This is a genomic window from Pannonibacter indicus (assembly GCF_001418225.1).
GTDB lineage: Bacteria > Pseudomonadota > Alphaproteobacteria > Rhizobiales > Stappiaceae > Pannonibacter > Pannonibacter indicus.
In genome coordinates this window covers 196,544-210,595 of record NZ_LIPT01000006.1, presented here as the reverse complement: position 1 = coordinate 210,595, position 14,052 = coordinate 196,544, and the positions used below count along the sequence as shown (strand labels likewise).

Below are 14,052 nucleotides of genomic sequence, written 5' to 3'. Positions count from 1 at the left end.
GTAACATCCCGCGCGTATCTCAAACTAAGAAACACATCGATCAGCAACAGCTGAAAAGACCAGTTCCTCTCATCTGCGTTTCGCCGGCCTGGTGGCCCCAGCGGGGGGCCAACACCCGATCCCATCCCGAACTCGGCCGTGAAACCCCCCAGCGCCAATGGTACTTTGTCTCAAGACACGGGAGAGTAGGTCGCTGCCAGGCCTGCAAAACGCAGATAAAATCAAACTCTTCAACAAACCGCGGCAAAAAAAACCGCCAAAACACCTCAACGCGGGGTGGAGCAGCCCGGTAGCTCGTCAGGCTCATAACCTGAAGGCCGCAGGTTCAAATCCTGCCCCCGCAACCAGAATTATCAAATATATCAGTAGCTTCCGAGGCTCCCGAGCGGGAGGCCTTTTGCATTGCGCGCCCGTGTCAACACGGGCAAAGCAGCCCCTCAATGAAAATCGCGGCTCCGGAATAAAAGCTTGGCCTGTTCACGCGGATGGCGGGCGCCGGGTTTTCCCCCCCTCAGATCAGCGCCGCCGGGTGCGGCAGGCGTTCCGCCCGTGGCATCTATCTCTCCGCCAAACTGGCCGAGGCCGGGCAGGATGTGGGACAGGTCCTCGATCTGTCCGGCGATGAGATGCACCACCTGCCCTTCGCGCTGCAAACGCCCCGTCACGCGCAACAGCCGCCCGCCGATGACGGCGCGGCGGAAGGCTTCATAAACCTTGGGCCAGACCACCACATTGCTGACGCCGGTTTCATCCTCCAGCGTCAGGAAGATGACGCCCGAGGCGGTGCCGGGGCGCTGGCGGGTGATGACGAGACCGGCCACGCTCACCTGCCGCAGATCCGGCCGGGTCAGCTGGTCATGGGCCGTGAGGCCCGGCAGCGCGGGGCGCAGCAGCTCCATCGGGTGGGCACGCAAGGACAGGCGCAGGGCGGCGTAATCCTCCACCACCTCTTCTCCCAGCGACATGGAGGGCAGGGCAACCTCAGGCTCGGCAATCGCTTCCCCGTCCATGCCGGAGAACAGCGGCAGGGTGCGGGCCTGCCCCAGCGCCTTCACCTGCCACAGGGCGGCCCGGCGGGTGAGGCCAAGGCAGCTCAGCGCGTCGCCTTCCGCCAGCCGCTGCAGCACATCGCCTTTGAGGCGCGTGCGCTGCCAGATGGTTTCCACATCCGGATAGCCGTTGCCCCGGCTGGCGGCGATGGCCTGGCAATCCGCCTCGCGCAGGCCCTTGATCTGGCGGAAACCGAGGCGCAGGGCCAGTGCGCCGTCGCTGCGCCGCTCCAGCGTGTTGTCCCATGCGGAGTGATTGACCGAGACGGGCCGCACCTCCACCCCATGCTCGCGCGCATCGCGCACGATCTGCGCCGGAGCATAGAAGCCCATGGGCTGGGCATTGAGCAGGGCGCAGGCGAAAATGGCCGGATGGTGGCATTTCATCCATGCGGAAGCATAGACCAGCCGGGCAAAGCTCGCCGCATGGCTTTCGGGAAAGCCATATTCGCCGAAACCCTCGATCTGGCTGAAGCAGCGTTCGGCAAACTCCGGGCTGTAGCCATTGCCCAGCATGCCGGAGATGAACTTGTCCCGGAACGTATGGATCGTGCCCATGCGCTTGAAGGTGGCAAGGCTGCGGCGCAGCCGGTCGGCCTCGCCGGGCGTGAAGCCCGCTGCCACCACGGCAATCTGCAGCGCCTGTTCCTGGAACAGCGGCACGCCCAGCGTCTTGCCCAGCACAGTCCTGAGTGCTTCGGACGGGTATTCCACCTTTTCCCTGCCCCGCCGCCGGTTGATATAAGGATGCACCATGCCGCCCTGGATGGGGCCGGGGCGGACGATGGCGACCTCGATCACCAGATCGTAGAAGACCCGCGGGCGCATGCGCGGCAGAAAATTCATCTGCGCCCGGCTTTCCACCTGGAAGACGCCAATGGCATCGGCACGGCACAGCATGTCATAGACGGCCGCATCCTCCTCCGGCACGCTGGCCAGCGTCAACGCCTGCCGCTCGTGCTGGACCAGAAGATCAAAGCCCTTGCGCAGGCAGGTGAGCATGCCGAGGGCGAGCACATCCACCTTGAGGATGCCGAGGGCGTCGATGTCGTCCTTGTCCCACTCGATGACCGTGCGCCCCTCCATCGCGGCATTTTCGATAGGGCACAACTCGTCCAGCCGGTCACGGGTGATGACGAAGCCGCCCACATGCTGCGACAGATGGCGGGGAAAGCCGATGATTTCCGCAATCAGCTCCAGCGTCATGGCAAGGCGCCGCTCCGACGGGTCCAGCCCGATTTCGCGCAGCCGCGCCGGATCCGGCGGGCCATTGGACCAGCCCCAGCTCTGCCCGGCAATGGCGGCGAGCACATCCTGCGACAGGCCCATGGCCTTGCCCACCTCGCGGATGGCGGCGCGGGAGCGGAAATGGATGACGGTGGCGGTGAGCCCGGTGCGGTGGCGGCCATAGCGCTCGTAGATGTGCTGGATCACCTCCTCGCGCCGTTCATGCTCGAAGTCGACGTCGATATCCGGCGGTTCGCTGCGCTCGGCGGAAATGAAGCGCTCGAATACCATCAGCGTGGTGCCGGGCTTCACCTCGGTGATGCCAAGCGCATAGCAGACAATGGAATTGGCCGCCGACCCGCGCCCCTGGCACAGGATGTTCCGGCTGCGGGCGAACTGGACAATGTCATGCACGGTGAGGAAATAGGGCGCATAGGCCTTGAGGCGGATGAGCGCCAGCTCCTTCTCCACCTTGGCCAGCGTGTCCGCATCCGCGCCATCGGGAAAGCGCTCGCGGCTTTCGAGACCGGCCCGCACCAGCCGCTCCAGCCGGCCTTGCGCATCCTCGCCGCCGCTCACTTCCTCCGGGTACTGGTAGCTGAGGTCATCCAGCGAAAAGCCGCAGCGGGCGGCAATCTCCAGCGTGCGGCGGAGCGCTGCCGGATAACGGGCGAAGAGGCGGGCCATGCTGGCACCGTCCTTCAGCCGCCTTTCGCCATTGGGCAGGGCGCGGCGGCCAAGGGTGGCAATGGTGCAGCCCTCGCGCAGGCAGGTCAGCACATCGGCGAGCGCCCGGCGGCCCGCCCGGTGCATCAGCACATCGCCAACGGCCACCAGAGGCGCGGCCGTCGCCAGCGACAGGCGGTACAGCGCATCGAAGCGGGCCTGATCCTGCCCGTCATAGCCGGGTGCCGCGCCGGTGTAGACATGGCCGGGGAACTGTTGGACGAGCCGGTTCAGCACGGCCTTCACCTCCAGCGCCATCTCCGGCTTCGCGGTGAGAAGATCCGGCGGCAGGGCGATGAGGATGAGGCCGCGGCCCCACTCCATCAGGTCGGAGAGATAGAGCGTGCAGGCGCCCTTGACGGCACGGCGCTTGCCGATGGTCAGCAGCCGCGACAGTCTTGCATAGGCGGGTTTGTCCACCGGCAGAGCCGCAAACTCCACCGGGCACTCCTGCAGCACCAGCCGTGACCCGGGGATCAGCTTCGGCAGGGCGGGGCCTGCGGGCTTCTGCGGCTCGCCGGATTCTGGCGCCTGCATATTCTGCCGGCCCATATCCTGCCGGCCCATATCCTGCCGGCTTGACGGGTCAATGCGCCGGTGGGAGCGGACGGGCGGATGCGGGCGGCCCGTCATCGGGTGCAGCGGTGTTTCTTCCGGCCTTTCCGGCGCGCCAGCCTGTTCCGCCCGCTGCCGCCGCAGCTCGCTCAGGGCCACATGGGCCCGCACCACGCCTGCAAGGCTGTTGCGGTCGGTGATGGCAATCGCCTGCAGCCCCAGTTCCGCCGCCCGCAACACCAGCTCCTCCGGATGCGAGGCGCCTGTCAGGAAGGTGAAGTTGCTGGTGACGCAAAGCTCGGCATAGCCGCCCGCTGCCGTTTCAGGCAAATTCGCCATGGATGTACCATCCCGGGTCCTGCGGTGTATGAAACAGCCAGAGGCGGCGGCCCTCGCGGGTTTCGACGAACCAGTAATCGCGCAGGCCCCGGCGCCAGGCGGGATCATCCAGCCACCATTCTGGCGACAGCCGCTCCGGCCCGGAGGCGCGGCCAAGGGTGAAGCGCATGCGCCGCCAGGAGAAACGGGCGGGCGGCTTTGGCCCTTGTGCCGTCAGCGGCTCGGGCGGAAACAGCAGGAGCGGGCGGCGCGGGCCACTTCGGGGAAAAGGCTCCGGCCGGCTGAAGGCGGCGGGGGCGGCGAGATAGCTGCGTTCCGGAATGTGGCTGTCCGCAGGCAGGTGGCGGCGCACGGCATCAAAGCCCAGCCGGTTGCCGATGCGGGTGATGAGATCGGCGAGCTTGCCCTCCGCTTCGCCCTCACCAGCACTCGTCAGCTGCTGCGGCTGCATCTCCTCCACGAGGCTGACGGTCATGCGCAGCTGGTCGAAGCCGAAACCGGCATCCAGCTTTTCGATCGAGCGGGCAAACAGGCGGGCGATGGCGGCGGGGTCGCGCATGGGCCGGGCAAGGCCCACGTCCAGCTGTGCCAGATCGCCGTCAACCCGCCGCAGTTCCACATGCAGCCGCCGGGCGCCGAGATTGACGGCCGCCAGCTTTTCGCACAGCCGCTCCAGCAGGCGGGTGAGGGCGGCCATCACGTCATCGACAAGGCCCAGCGGCTCCGGCAGGGTGATGCGGGCGCCGAAATGCGGCGGCGGGCCATCGGGAGAAACGGGCTCTCCGGCAAGGCCGAGCGCCTGATCGAGCCGCAGCATCAGCGAGGCGCCGAAGCGGCGCGCCAGTGGCGCACGCGGCACCTGCGTGAGGTCGCGGATATTGCGCAGGCCCATCTGCTGCAGGCCGTTGGCGGTTTCCCCATCGATCCGCAGGGCCGAGGGCGGCAGGGCGCCGATGGCGGCGAGCTCCTCACCCGGCGGAGCAATACCGCCGCCATGGCGCGAGAGCGCATAGGCCGCCCCGCGCGTACCGGCAATGGCGGCGGCGGCTGTCAGTCCGGCCTGGCTGAAGCGGCCATGGAGATCGGCAAGTAGACCCTCCTCCCCGCCGAAAAGATGCGGGACGCCGGTGATGTCGGCCACCAGCCCATCGGCGCCATCGCGCCCCACCATGGGGCCATAGCGCCCGGCCCAGCGGCCAAGAGCGGCCAGAAACTGCCGTTCGCCGGGCAGGTCGGCCGGTTCGCTGACAAGCTGCGGGCACAGGGCGCGTGCATCGGCAAGGCTCATGCCCCGGCGCAGGCCGCGTGTTTCTGCCGCCCTGTTCAGGCAGTGGATATGCTCGCTGTTGCTGCGGTTGAGGCTGATGGCAAACGGCCCCTCATGAGGCCGCAGCCGCAGGATGCGGTCGCTCGCCAGTCTGGGAAACCAGATGCACAACACCCGCCGGGCCAGAGCTCTTGTCATTGAGGCGCACCATCCAGTTGCCGTTTGTTCCTCTTTTGTTCTTTATAAGCCGCCAGGCCTGCAGAGTCGAGTCCGCCTCGTCCCACAGGGGCGCGCAGTGCCAGCGGGTTTCGCTGGCGTTGCTGCCGCCCTCCTGTCCGGTGACGAGCAGGCCCAGCGTGCGCCCGCTTTCTGCGGCCAGCTGCAGGCGGCGGCCCTGCGTCAGGGTCAGGGGCTTTTCCGTCAGGGTGATCACCGCATGCACCGCGCCGGAGCGCAGCGCCTCTTCCATGCTCCACAGCTGATCCGTCTGCGTGGGGGCCAGCACGGTGATGAGGTGGCTGGGGTCGATCAGCGGCGCAACGCCTGAGGGCAGCAGTCCGCCGCGCAGATGGGTGGGCACGATCAGCAGCACCGCCTTGTCCGTTCCCTTGCCCTCACGCGGTTGCGCCGCCTGCAGCAGTGCAAAAGCCAGCGCTGCCGGGCCGGAGGCTTCGTGCACCCGGTCCGGAGCCAGAACGGGAAGGGAGATTGACGGACTGTTGCTCATCACTTGGCAGGCTTGGGGTAAAACGTGAACATATCCACCTATAGCCTGAAAGCTGCAGCGAGTCTCCCTGTTGAATCTGGCAAGCCATCCGGAGTGCCTGATGCACGGCACTGTTTCACCCGGAAGAGGAGAGAAGCCCGCATGCGTGGGCTTGTGCTGCTGGTTTCCGCGTCAGCGGATGGGGCGGTCCAGATAGGCCAACCTAGACTGGCCAGCCCAGATCCGTATGGGTGAAGTCATCACCCTTGTAGGCGATCTTCGTGCGGTAGGCTTTCGCGCAAGCGTAGCTGTAGCAGTCGCCCATGTTCAGGCGCGCCGGGTGGTTCATGATCTTGCCGAACTGCAGGGCTGCATCGAGCGCCTTGGACCCGACATCGCCGGAAATCATGGCTTCCTTGCAGTCGAGGTCCAAGGCGAACTGTTCGACCAGACTGCGCGCCTTCAGCATCATCTGGGTGGTCGCGGGCATATCCCTGCCGGTGGCCTCTGCCATCCGGCGGGTCAAGGCCAGTGTCGCCTCCATGCGGACGATGGAGGAGATGTAGTAAGGTCCACCATCCGCCTCGAGGCGGTCCAGAAGCGCGCCTGCATCTTCCTCCTGGGCGAGAATTGCGACGATGACAGAGGCATCAATAAACAGCATCAGCCGTTCTCACCCCACATCTCATCGGTTTCCTGCTTGTGGTCTCCCGGTGCCAGTGGTCCAAGCGCATGCATCATGGCAAAGGTCTTTGCCAGCTTTTCGCGGATCGGGAGATTGGCCCGTTTATTGGCGATGGCGCTCTTGAGGGCATCCTTGACCGCATCGACCTTGCTTGACTTGGTCAGGCCGATCAGCTCATTGGTGAGCCTGTCGACCTCCGGGTCTTTGATGTAGAGCGGCATGGCAGCATATCCTTTCAAGGATATTATCATATCCTGAAATTCATATCCTTACCAGATGCCATCTGCCGCCTCACGCCTTGAAATTGCTCAGGCGCCGCACGGGCTTGACCGGTTCCTGATCGGTCAAGCTCATCGAGAGCCGGCTTCAGTGCTGGCTTGCTGGAAGCTCCACCACCAGGCCGTCCATGGCCTCGCTGACGGTGACCTGACAGGTGAGGCGGCTTTGCGGGCGGGGATCGATGACGCATTCGATCATCGCCAGTTCCATCTCTTCCGCCTCCGGCAGGGCGATGCCCTGTCCCTCGGGGATGTAGCAATGGCAGGTGCCGCAGGCGCAGGCACCGCCGCATTCGGCGGCGATTTCCTCGATGCCATGGGCAACGGCGGCACTCATCAGGCTCTGGCCGCTTGCGGCCTCCACTTCGGTGCGGGTGCCATCGGCGGACTGGAAGATGATACGGGGCATGGGGGCGTGTCCAATTGGAAGCTGAAGGCTCAGGCAGGAGCCAGATGCAGGTTGAGGCGCTTGGGCCCGCGCACGGAAAGGCCGCGCTTGTAGTCCACCTGGTCTTCCGCCAGCTCCAGCCTTGCGCAGCGGCGCAGCAGGGTGGCGAAGATGATTTCCATGTCCAGCCGCGCCAGATGGTTGCCCAGGCAGAAATGCGCGCCGCCGCCAAAGGCCAGATGCCGGTTGGGCTTGCGGCCTGCGTCAAACCGGTCCGCATCGGCAAAGGCCGCAGGGTCGCGGTTGGCCGCGCCATAGAGCAGGCCGAATTTCGTCCCGCGCGGATAGGCAGTGCCGGCGATGGTCACGTCTTCCGTGGCGTAGCGGTGGAAGAAGGGCAGGGGCGCCTCGAAGCGGAACATCTCCTGCACGGCGGTGGGCAGCAGGCCGGGATCTGCCCTCAGCTTCTCCCGCTCGTCCGGAAAGCGGAACAGGCAGTGCATGCCTGAGCCCAGCACGTCGATGGTGGAGCCGTGCCCGGCCATGAGGATCAGCATGCAGGTGGAGATGAACTCGTCCTCGGTGAACTGTCCCGAGGCTTCGGCGCGGATCAGCTCGGAAATCAGGTCTTCGCGCGGGGCCTTCTGCCGCTCTGCCTTCAGCGCGGTGAGATAGGTGTAGAACTCGGTGGTCGCGGTTTCGGCCAGCTGCTTGCGGGCGTCCGACCGGTCGATGTCGAAGAACTGGACGATATTCTCGGACCAGATGCGCAGCTGCGGGCAGTCCTCATCCGGCACGCCAAGCAGCCGCCCGATGATATGCCCCGGCACCTGCGCCGCCAGATCTTCCACGAAGTCGATGTCCCGCTGGTCCAGCAGGCGGTCCACCAGCCCGTCCACGTAGGACTGGATGCTGTCGCGCAGCCTTGCGATCATGGCCGGGGTGAACAGGCGGAACACGGCCTTGCGCAGCCGGTCATGCACCTCGCCGTCACTGTCCAGCAGGCTGAACTGCACGAAGCGGGAATGGTGGGGCATGTCGTGCCAGTTTCCGGCGCGCTTTTCAGCGGCGATCTCCTCGGGGCTCACCAGCCCGTCCAGCGAGCGCACCATGCGCTTGTCCATGACGATGGCGGACACATCCTCGAAGCGGGAGGCGAGATGGATCTTGAAATCGGGGAACCATGTCAGCCCCTCGCGCGCCCGCAGCTGCGCATAGGCGGCATAGGGATCCGCCGCAAAGGCAGGCTCCAGCGGCGCAAAGACAAACTCACCCTGTGACGGCGCTGCGCCGGCTACGGAACCTGACATGACAAAATCTCCCTCAAGGGGCGGAAGATAGCTTCATAAAATCCGGGCGGAAATGCAGGATCAACGCAAAAACTGGACAAAACTCGCAAGGCGCCGCATCGTCAGCGCATAATGGACGAGCGTGAAGAGATTGCCTTTCACACCCCTGGTGCGCTGGCGGCGGTGCTGCCCTATGCGCTGCAGGCGGCCGGTCACGGGCTGGCGCTGCCCGGCGCCGAGCCGACGCGCAAGCGCTACCGTGATCACGTGCTGCTTATCGCCACGCAAGGGCAGGGCTGGATCGAGACGGGCGGTGCCACGCACACGGTCCTGCCGGGCATGGTCGCCTGGCTCGACACATCAAGGCCTTATGCGCATGGCGCGGCGGGGGAGGGCCGCTGGCGCTATTACTGGATGGGTCTGCGCGGCGCGGGGCTTGATGCGCTGCACCGGGTGCTGGATGTGGCGCGCCAGCCGCTGTTTCTGCCTGAGGCCTGCAGGGACATGGAAGCTGCCTTTGCGGCTGTGCTGCGGCTGGCACAGCAGGGCGGGCCTGCGGTGGATGCCCTGGTGAATGCGCAAGTGGCACTCATTGTTTCACGGCTGGCGGCCGGGCGCCCGGCGGATGGAGGGCGCACGCAGGATCCCCGTATCGCCGCGCTGATGGAGCGCCTGCGTGTCAGTCTTTCCCATCCCTGGCGGATCGGGGACATGGCGGCGCTGACAGGGCTCAGCCCCTCCCAGCTTTTCCGGGCCTTCCGGGCGGCTACGGGCACGACGCCGATGGATTTCCTGCGCCATGAGCGCATCACCGCCGCCAAGCGGGTGCTGACGGAAAGCTCCGGCTCCGTGGCAGAGGTTGCCGCCGCCTGCGGCTATGCCGATCCTTATCATTTCTCCCGTGACTTCCGCCGTCTCACCGGACTTCCGCCCGCGCGGTTCCGCAAGGGCGCCGGTTTCTGACGGGCAGCAGCTGCGGCCTTGGCTTGCCATTGGAAACCTCCGCCTGCCACGGTATCTTCTGCCCGAAGAGGACCTGACCTGATGGCTGATGCAATATCTCCTGAAAGACGCATCATTGCAGCGCGGCGGATGATTGCGGCGCTGATCGTGCTGCTGGGGCTTTCGGCCCTGGCGCTTGTGACGATCGGCGACAGGACCCTGACACGGCATTTCATGCAGGAGGCCTCGCTGCAGGCCGGCAGTGCCTTGCGTCTGGCGGTCGCAGCCCTCAGCGGCCATCTCAGCCGCTATGAGCCGCTGCCGACCCTGATCGCCGATCATCAGGACATGAAGGATCTGCTGATGGATCCGGACAATGCCGGCCTGCGCCAGCTGGCAAACCAGTATCTCAAGGACATCAACACGCTGCTGGAATCCTCCGACATCTATGTCATGACAATGGATGGCACGACCATCGCCGCCAGCAATTTTGACGGGCCGGCGAGTTTCGTCGGCGAGAATTTCAGCTACCGCCCCTACTTCCAGGAGGCTGCAGCCGGGCGGCCGGCGCGCTTCTATGCCCTTGGCACCACTTCGGCCAAGCGCGGCTATTACTTTTCGGCACCGGTCCGGGTCTCGGGAGAAATCCGCGGGGTGATTGTCTTCAAGGTCGATATCGAAGGCATCGAAAGCTCCTGGCAGGGCGGCGAATACAAGATCCTCGTTTCGGATCCGGAAGGCATCATTTTCATGACCGGCAATCCCGAATGGCTCTATGCCTCGGTGCTGCCGCTGACCCAGGAGCGGTTGAGCCGGACAGAAGAATCCCGCCGCTATTCCGACGCGATCCTGCGGGAGCTGCCGGTGGCGCGCAGCAGTTTTGCCGGGCATGATCTGATGACCATCAGTCAAACCGGCAGTCAAACCGGCGGCCAGTCCGGCAGCCAGACCGGCGGCAGCCGTGAATATCTGATGCTCGAGCATTACATGCCCGGAGCCGACTGGACGGTGAAGGTGCTGCTCGACACGGCCTCGATCCACACCCAGGCGCGCACCAGTCTTGTCGCCATTCTCCTGTTCCTCTGCCTGTCCGTGCTCGGGGGCTCCGCCGTCATCCAGCGCCGCGCCCGGCTGCAGGAGCGCATGTTCATGCAGATCGAGGCGCAGGCGGAACTGGAGCGGCGGGTGGAGGAGCGCACGGCCGATCTTGCAAGGGTGAACCTGCAGCTGCGCCAGACCCAGGCCGATCTGATCCAGGCCGGCAAGCTCGCCGGGCTCGGCCAGATGTCAGCGGCCCTCTCGCATGAGTTCAATCAGCCGCTGGCCGCCGCCAAGACCTATGCGGACAGTGCCGCCCTGCTGATCGAGCGGAACCGCATCGCGGAGGCGCTGGACAATCTCGGCCGCATTTCCAAGCTCATCGACCGGATGGCGTCGATTTCACGGCATCTGCGCAATTTTGCCCGCAAGCCGAACGAGCGGCTTGGGGCGGTGCGGATCGAGGATGCTGTCCGTGATACTCTGGAAATTGTCTCGGCCCGGCTGGCTTCGGCCGGTGCAACCGTGAATGCCAGCATTCCTGCGGGCCTTCCGCCGGTGCGCGGCGGTCCGGTGCGCCTGCAGCAGGTGCTCGTCAACATTCTGACCAATGCCTGTGATGCGGTCGAGGAGCTTGAGGACCGGGAGATCATGCTCCGCGCCCGTGAGGAGGGGAGCCATATCGTCATAGAAATCGGCGACCGGGGGCCCGGTGTGCCGCCGGCAATCATCGAGCGGATTTTCGATCCCTTTTTCACCACCAAGGGTGTCGGCAAGGGCCTTGGTCTGGGCCTTTCGATTTCCTATAACATCATCAAGGACTTCGGTGGCAGTCTCGCCGTTCTGCCAAGGCCGGGGGGCGGGGCGCTGTTCCGTATCGGGCTTATGCAGGCGCAGGTGGAAGCGGGCGCCGGGACTTTGCAAGAGGTGGCCGTATGAACTCCGGCGTGGTTCTGCTTGTTGATGATGAGGAGGATCTGCGCCTCTCCACCAGTCAGGCGCTGGAGCTCTACGGGCTGCAGGTCAAGACATTCTCCTCCGCAGAAGAAGTGCTGGCACGCACCGGCTTCGGCTTCGACGGGATTGTGGTCAGCGACATACGCATGCCGGGCATGGACGGTATGACGCTGCTGCAACGGATCCGGGAGCTGGATCACGAGATCCCGGTGATCCTGGTGACCGGCCATGGCGACGTGCAACTGGCCGTGAAGGCCATGCGCGAAGGGGCTTATGACTTCATCGAGAAGCCTTTCACCACCCAGGCGCTTGCGGGTGTGGCGCGCCATGCGCTGGACCGGCGGGCACTGGTGCTGGAGAACCGCCGCCTCAGGGCTGTTGCAGGCAAGCGTGATGATATCGAGACGCGCCTGCCGGGCCGCACCCCGGTGATGGTCGATCTGCGCTACCGGTTGCGGGCCATCGGCGCCAGCGATGCGGATGCGCTGATCATTGGCGAGACGGGGGCGGGCAAGGAAGTCGTCGCCCGCAGCCTGCATGACATCAGCGCCCGCGCCAAGGGACCGTTCATTGCCATCAATTGCGCGGCGCTGCCGGAAACGCTGATCGAGAGCGAGCTGTTCGGCCATGAGGCGGGAGCCTTTCCCGGGGCGCTGCGCGCGCGTTACGGCAAGTTCGAGCATGCGCGGGGAGGCACAATCCTGCTGGATGAGATCGGCTCCATGCCGGTGGACCTGCAGGCCAAGTTTCTCAGGGTGCTGCAGGAGCGTACGATCACCCGGCTCGGTTCCAATGAGGCCGTGCCGCTGGACCTGCGGTTTCTGGCGACCAGCAAGGTGGATCTGGCGGCGGAAGTGGCGGCCGGGCGGTTCCGCGCCGACCTGTTCTACCGGCTGAATGTGGCGACCATCCGCGTTCCGTCCCTGGCGCAGCGGCGGGAGGATATTCCGCTTCTGTTCCTGCATCTGGTGCGGGAGGCCTGTGCACGCTATGGCCGCGAGGATCTGGAAGTGGCGCCGGAGGTCCTGTCGGAAATCGCCGGGCGTGACTGGCCGGGCAATGTGCGCGAGCTGCGCAATGCGGCCGACCGGCTGGTGCTGGGGCTGGAGACCGGACTGGACAGCGCCGGGGCTCAGGATGCGCCCTCGACCCGGCTGGCCGACAAGGTGGCCGCCTATGAGCGGCAGCTCATTGCCAATGCCATCACGGCTCATGGCGGGGCTTTGAAACCGGTCTACGAACAGCTCGGCATTTCGCGCAAGACGCTTTACGAAAAGATGCAGAAATACGGGCTCGACAAGAGTCTTGCGCTGGATGCCCGCGAGTAGGGCAAGGCGTCAGTTCTGTTCAGATGGGCCGGATGACCTGCGCATGTGTGGAATTCCACACATGCCAACGGGGCAATGTTACGGATTCCTCCCATCCTTTAACGGAAAATGAAACAAACCGGCCGTCTGGAGGACCTCCCGGCGTTGCCATGCGTCCCGGCAGGCGCTTAGGTCCGGTCAAGTCCGGCCCAGAGGAGGCGCCGGATGGACCATACCGGAAGACCGTTGGGAGGATTCCATGAAGAAGCTGATGATTGCCATGGCTGGTGCCATGGCGCTTTGCGTTGCTGCCCCGGCCGTTGCTCAGGACAAGACCGGCTGGCCCGGCAGCATGACCATTGGAACGGCAAGTCAGGGTGGCACTTATTTCATCTACGGCACGGGCCTTGCCGGCCTGATCACCGAAAAGCTCGGCGTCAATTCTTCGGCTGAAGTGACCGGCGGGCCGGTGCAGAACGCCACGCTGGTGGAAACGGGCGACCATCTGATGGGCCTCGTCACCATGGGGCCGGCCTATCAGGCCTGGATGGGTGAAAGCGAACTGGCTCCGGGTGTCGAGCACAAGAAGCTTCGCGCCCTGTTCCCAATGTATCAGACGCCGTTCCAGGTCGTTGCGCTGAAGTCGTCGGGCATCACGAAGGTAGCCGATCTTGACGGCAAGCGCGTGTCGGTTGGTCCGGCTGGCGGTACGGCCGCAACCTATTGGCCCCGCTACTTTGAAACCGTCGGCGTGAAGCCGGTGATTTCCTATTCCGGCGCCAATGATGCGACCAGCCAGGTCAAGGACGGCCTGATCGACGCCTTCGCTTTCGCTGCCGGCGTTCCGATCTCCGCCTTCGCCCAGATTGCAGCTGAAAACCCGGTCAACATCTTTGGCTTCAGTGAAGACGAGCAGACGAAGATCCTCGAAGCCATGCCGGAACTGGCTGCCTTCGAAGTGCCTGGCGGCCTCTATCAGGGCTTCCCGGACCCGCAGGGCACCGTGAGCCTGTGGAACTTCGCCGTTGCCAATGCCGAAATGCCGGAAACGCTGGCCTATGAAATCACCAAGCTGGTGATGGAAAACAATGACCGCATGGTGCAGATCCACGCCACCGCTGCCGAGACAATTGCAGAGAACATCGACAAGAACTCGTTCCTGCCGTTCCATCCGGGCGCCGTGCGCTACTATGAAGAAAAGGGCATCACCATTCCCGATGCCCTGAAGGGTCAGTAAGACCAAGGCTATAGATGCTGACGCATCAAGCCCTGAGATGAGCCCCCGGCCCTTGTGCCGGG

General features: G+C 65.0%; 11 protein-coding genes, 1 tRNA gene and 1 rRNA gene. 6 read left to right on the top strand and 7 right to left on the bottom strand.

The features are described 5' to 3' along the window. Positions 1–87: 87 nt before the first annotated feature. Together rrf and ASC48_RS11440 are read left to right on the top strand one after the other, a co-directional pair. Positions 88–202, top strand: a 5S ribosomal RNA gene (gene rrf / locus ASC48_RS11445). 68 nt (positions 203–270) lie between these two features. Beyond that, positions 271–347 (top strand) — tRNA-Met (locus tag ASC48_RS11440). Between the two features lie 90 nt (positions 348–437). Here the strand turns inward: ASC48_RS11440 and ASC48_RS11435 are convergent. The 7 genes from ASC48_RS11435 to ASC48_RS11405 all read right to left on the bottom strand — a co-directional run bounded on the left by ASC48_RS11435 (position 438) and on the right by ASC48_RS11405 (position 8,530). Next, positions 438–3,896 (bottom strand): error-prone DNA polymerase, encoded by a 3,459-nt coding sequence (locus ASC48_RS11435; protein WP_055455858.1) that lies wholly within the window; start codon positions 3,894–3,896, stop codon positions 438–440. After that, the gene (locus tag ASC48_RS11430; RefSeq protein ID WP_055455857.1) at positions 3,880–5,361 is read right to left on the bottom strand and encodes a Y-family DNA polymerase; all 1,482 of its coding nucleotides are present in this window, start codon (positions 5,359–5,361) and stop codon (positions 3,880–3,882) included. Before ASC48_RS11430 ends, ASC48_RS11435 begins: the two co-directional genes overlap by 17 nt. Continuing rightward, entirely contained in the window at positions 5,276–5,890 is a 615-nt protein-coding gene (locus tag ASC48_RS11425) for an ImuA family protein (RefSeq protein WP_072242592.1), read from the bottom strand. Before ASC48_RS11425 ends, ASC48_RS11430 begins: the two co-directional genes overlap by 86 nt. Positions 5,891–6,092: 202 nt before the next feature. Further along, the gene (locus ASC48_RS11420; RefSeq protein WP_055455855.1) at positions 6,093–6,533 is read right to left on the bottom strand and encodes a type II toxin-antitoxin system VapC family toxin; all 441 of its coding nucleotides are present in this window, start codon (positions 6,531–6,533) and stop codon (positions 6,093–6,095) included. Beyond that, on the bottom strand, positions 6,533–6,775 hold the full coding sequence (locus ASC48_RS11415) for a type II toxin-antitoxin system VapB family antitoxin (RefSeq protein ID WP_055455854.1): 243 nt from the start codon (positions 6,773–6,775) through the stop codon (positions 6,533–6,535). The genes ASC48_RS11420 and ASC48_RS11415 overlap by 1 nt, the downstream gene beginning before the upstream one ends. A 145-nt stretch (positions 6,776–6,920) precedes the next feature. Next, entirely contained in the window at positions 6,921–7,241 is a 321-nt protein-coding gene (locus ASC48_RS11410) for a 2Fe-2S iron-sulfur cluster-binding protein (RefSeq protein WP_055455853.1), read from the bottom strand. Between the two features lie 29 nt (positions 7,242–7,270). Next, complete coding sequence (locus ASC48_RS11405) at positions 7,271–8,530, bottom strand: cytochrome P450 (protein ID WP_055455852.1); 1,260 nt, start codon at positions 8,528–8,530, stop codon at positions 7,271–7,273. 111 nt (positions 8,531–8,641) lie between these two features. On the opposite strand from ASC48_RS11405, the gene ASC48_RS11400 reads away from it, so the two are divergent. The 4 genes from ASC48_RS11400 to ASC48_RS11385 all read left to right on the top strand — a co-directional run bounded on the left by ASC48_RS11400 (position 8,642) and on the right by ASC48_RS11385 (position 13,990). Next, a complete protein-coding gene (locus ASC48_RS11400) occupies positions 8,642–9,472 on the top strand; it encodes a helix-turn-helix transcriptional regulator (RefSeq protein ID WP_055455851.1) in 831 nt (276 codons plus the stop codon). Positions 9,473–9,553: 81 nt separating this feature from the next. Further along, positions 9,554–11,428 (top strand): sensor histidine kinase, encoded by a 1,875-nt coding sequence (locus ASC48_RS11395; RefSeq protein WP_055455850.1) that lies wholly within the window; start codon positions 9,554–9,556, stop codon positions 11,426–11,428. Beyond that, entirely contained in the window at positions 11,425–12,774 is a 1,350-nt protein-coding gene (locus ASC48_RS11390) for a sigma-54-dependent transcriptional regulator (RefSeq protein ID WP_055455849.1), read from the top strand. Before ASC48_RS11395 ends, ASC48_RS11390 begins: the two co-directional genes overlap by 4 nt. Before the next feature lie 238 nt (positions 12,775–13,012). After that, complete coding sequence (locus ASC48_RS11385; RefSeq protein WP_055455848.1) at positions 13,013–13,990, top strand: TAXI family TRAP transporter solute-binding subunit; 978 nt, start codon at positions 13,013–13,015, stop codon at positions 13,988–13,990. Positions 13,991–14,052: the final 62 nt, after the last annotated feature.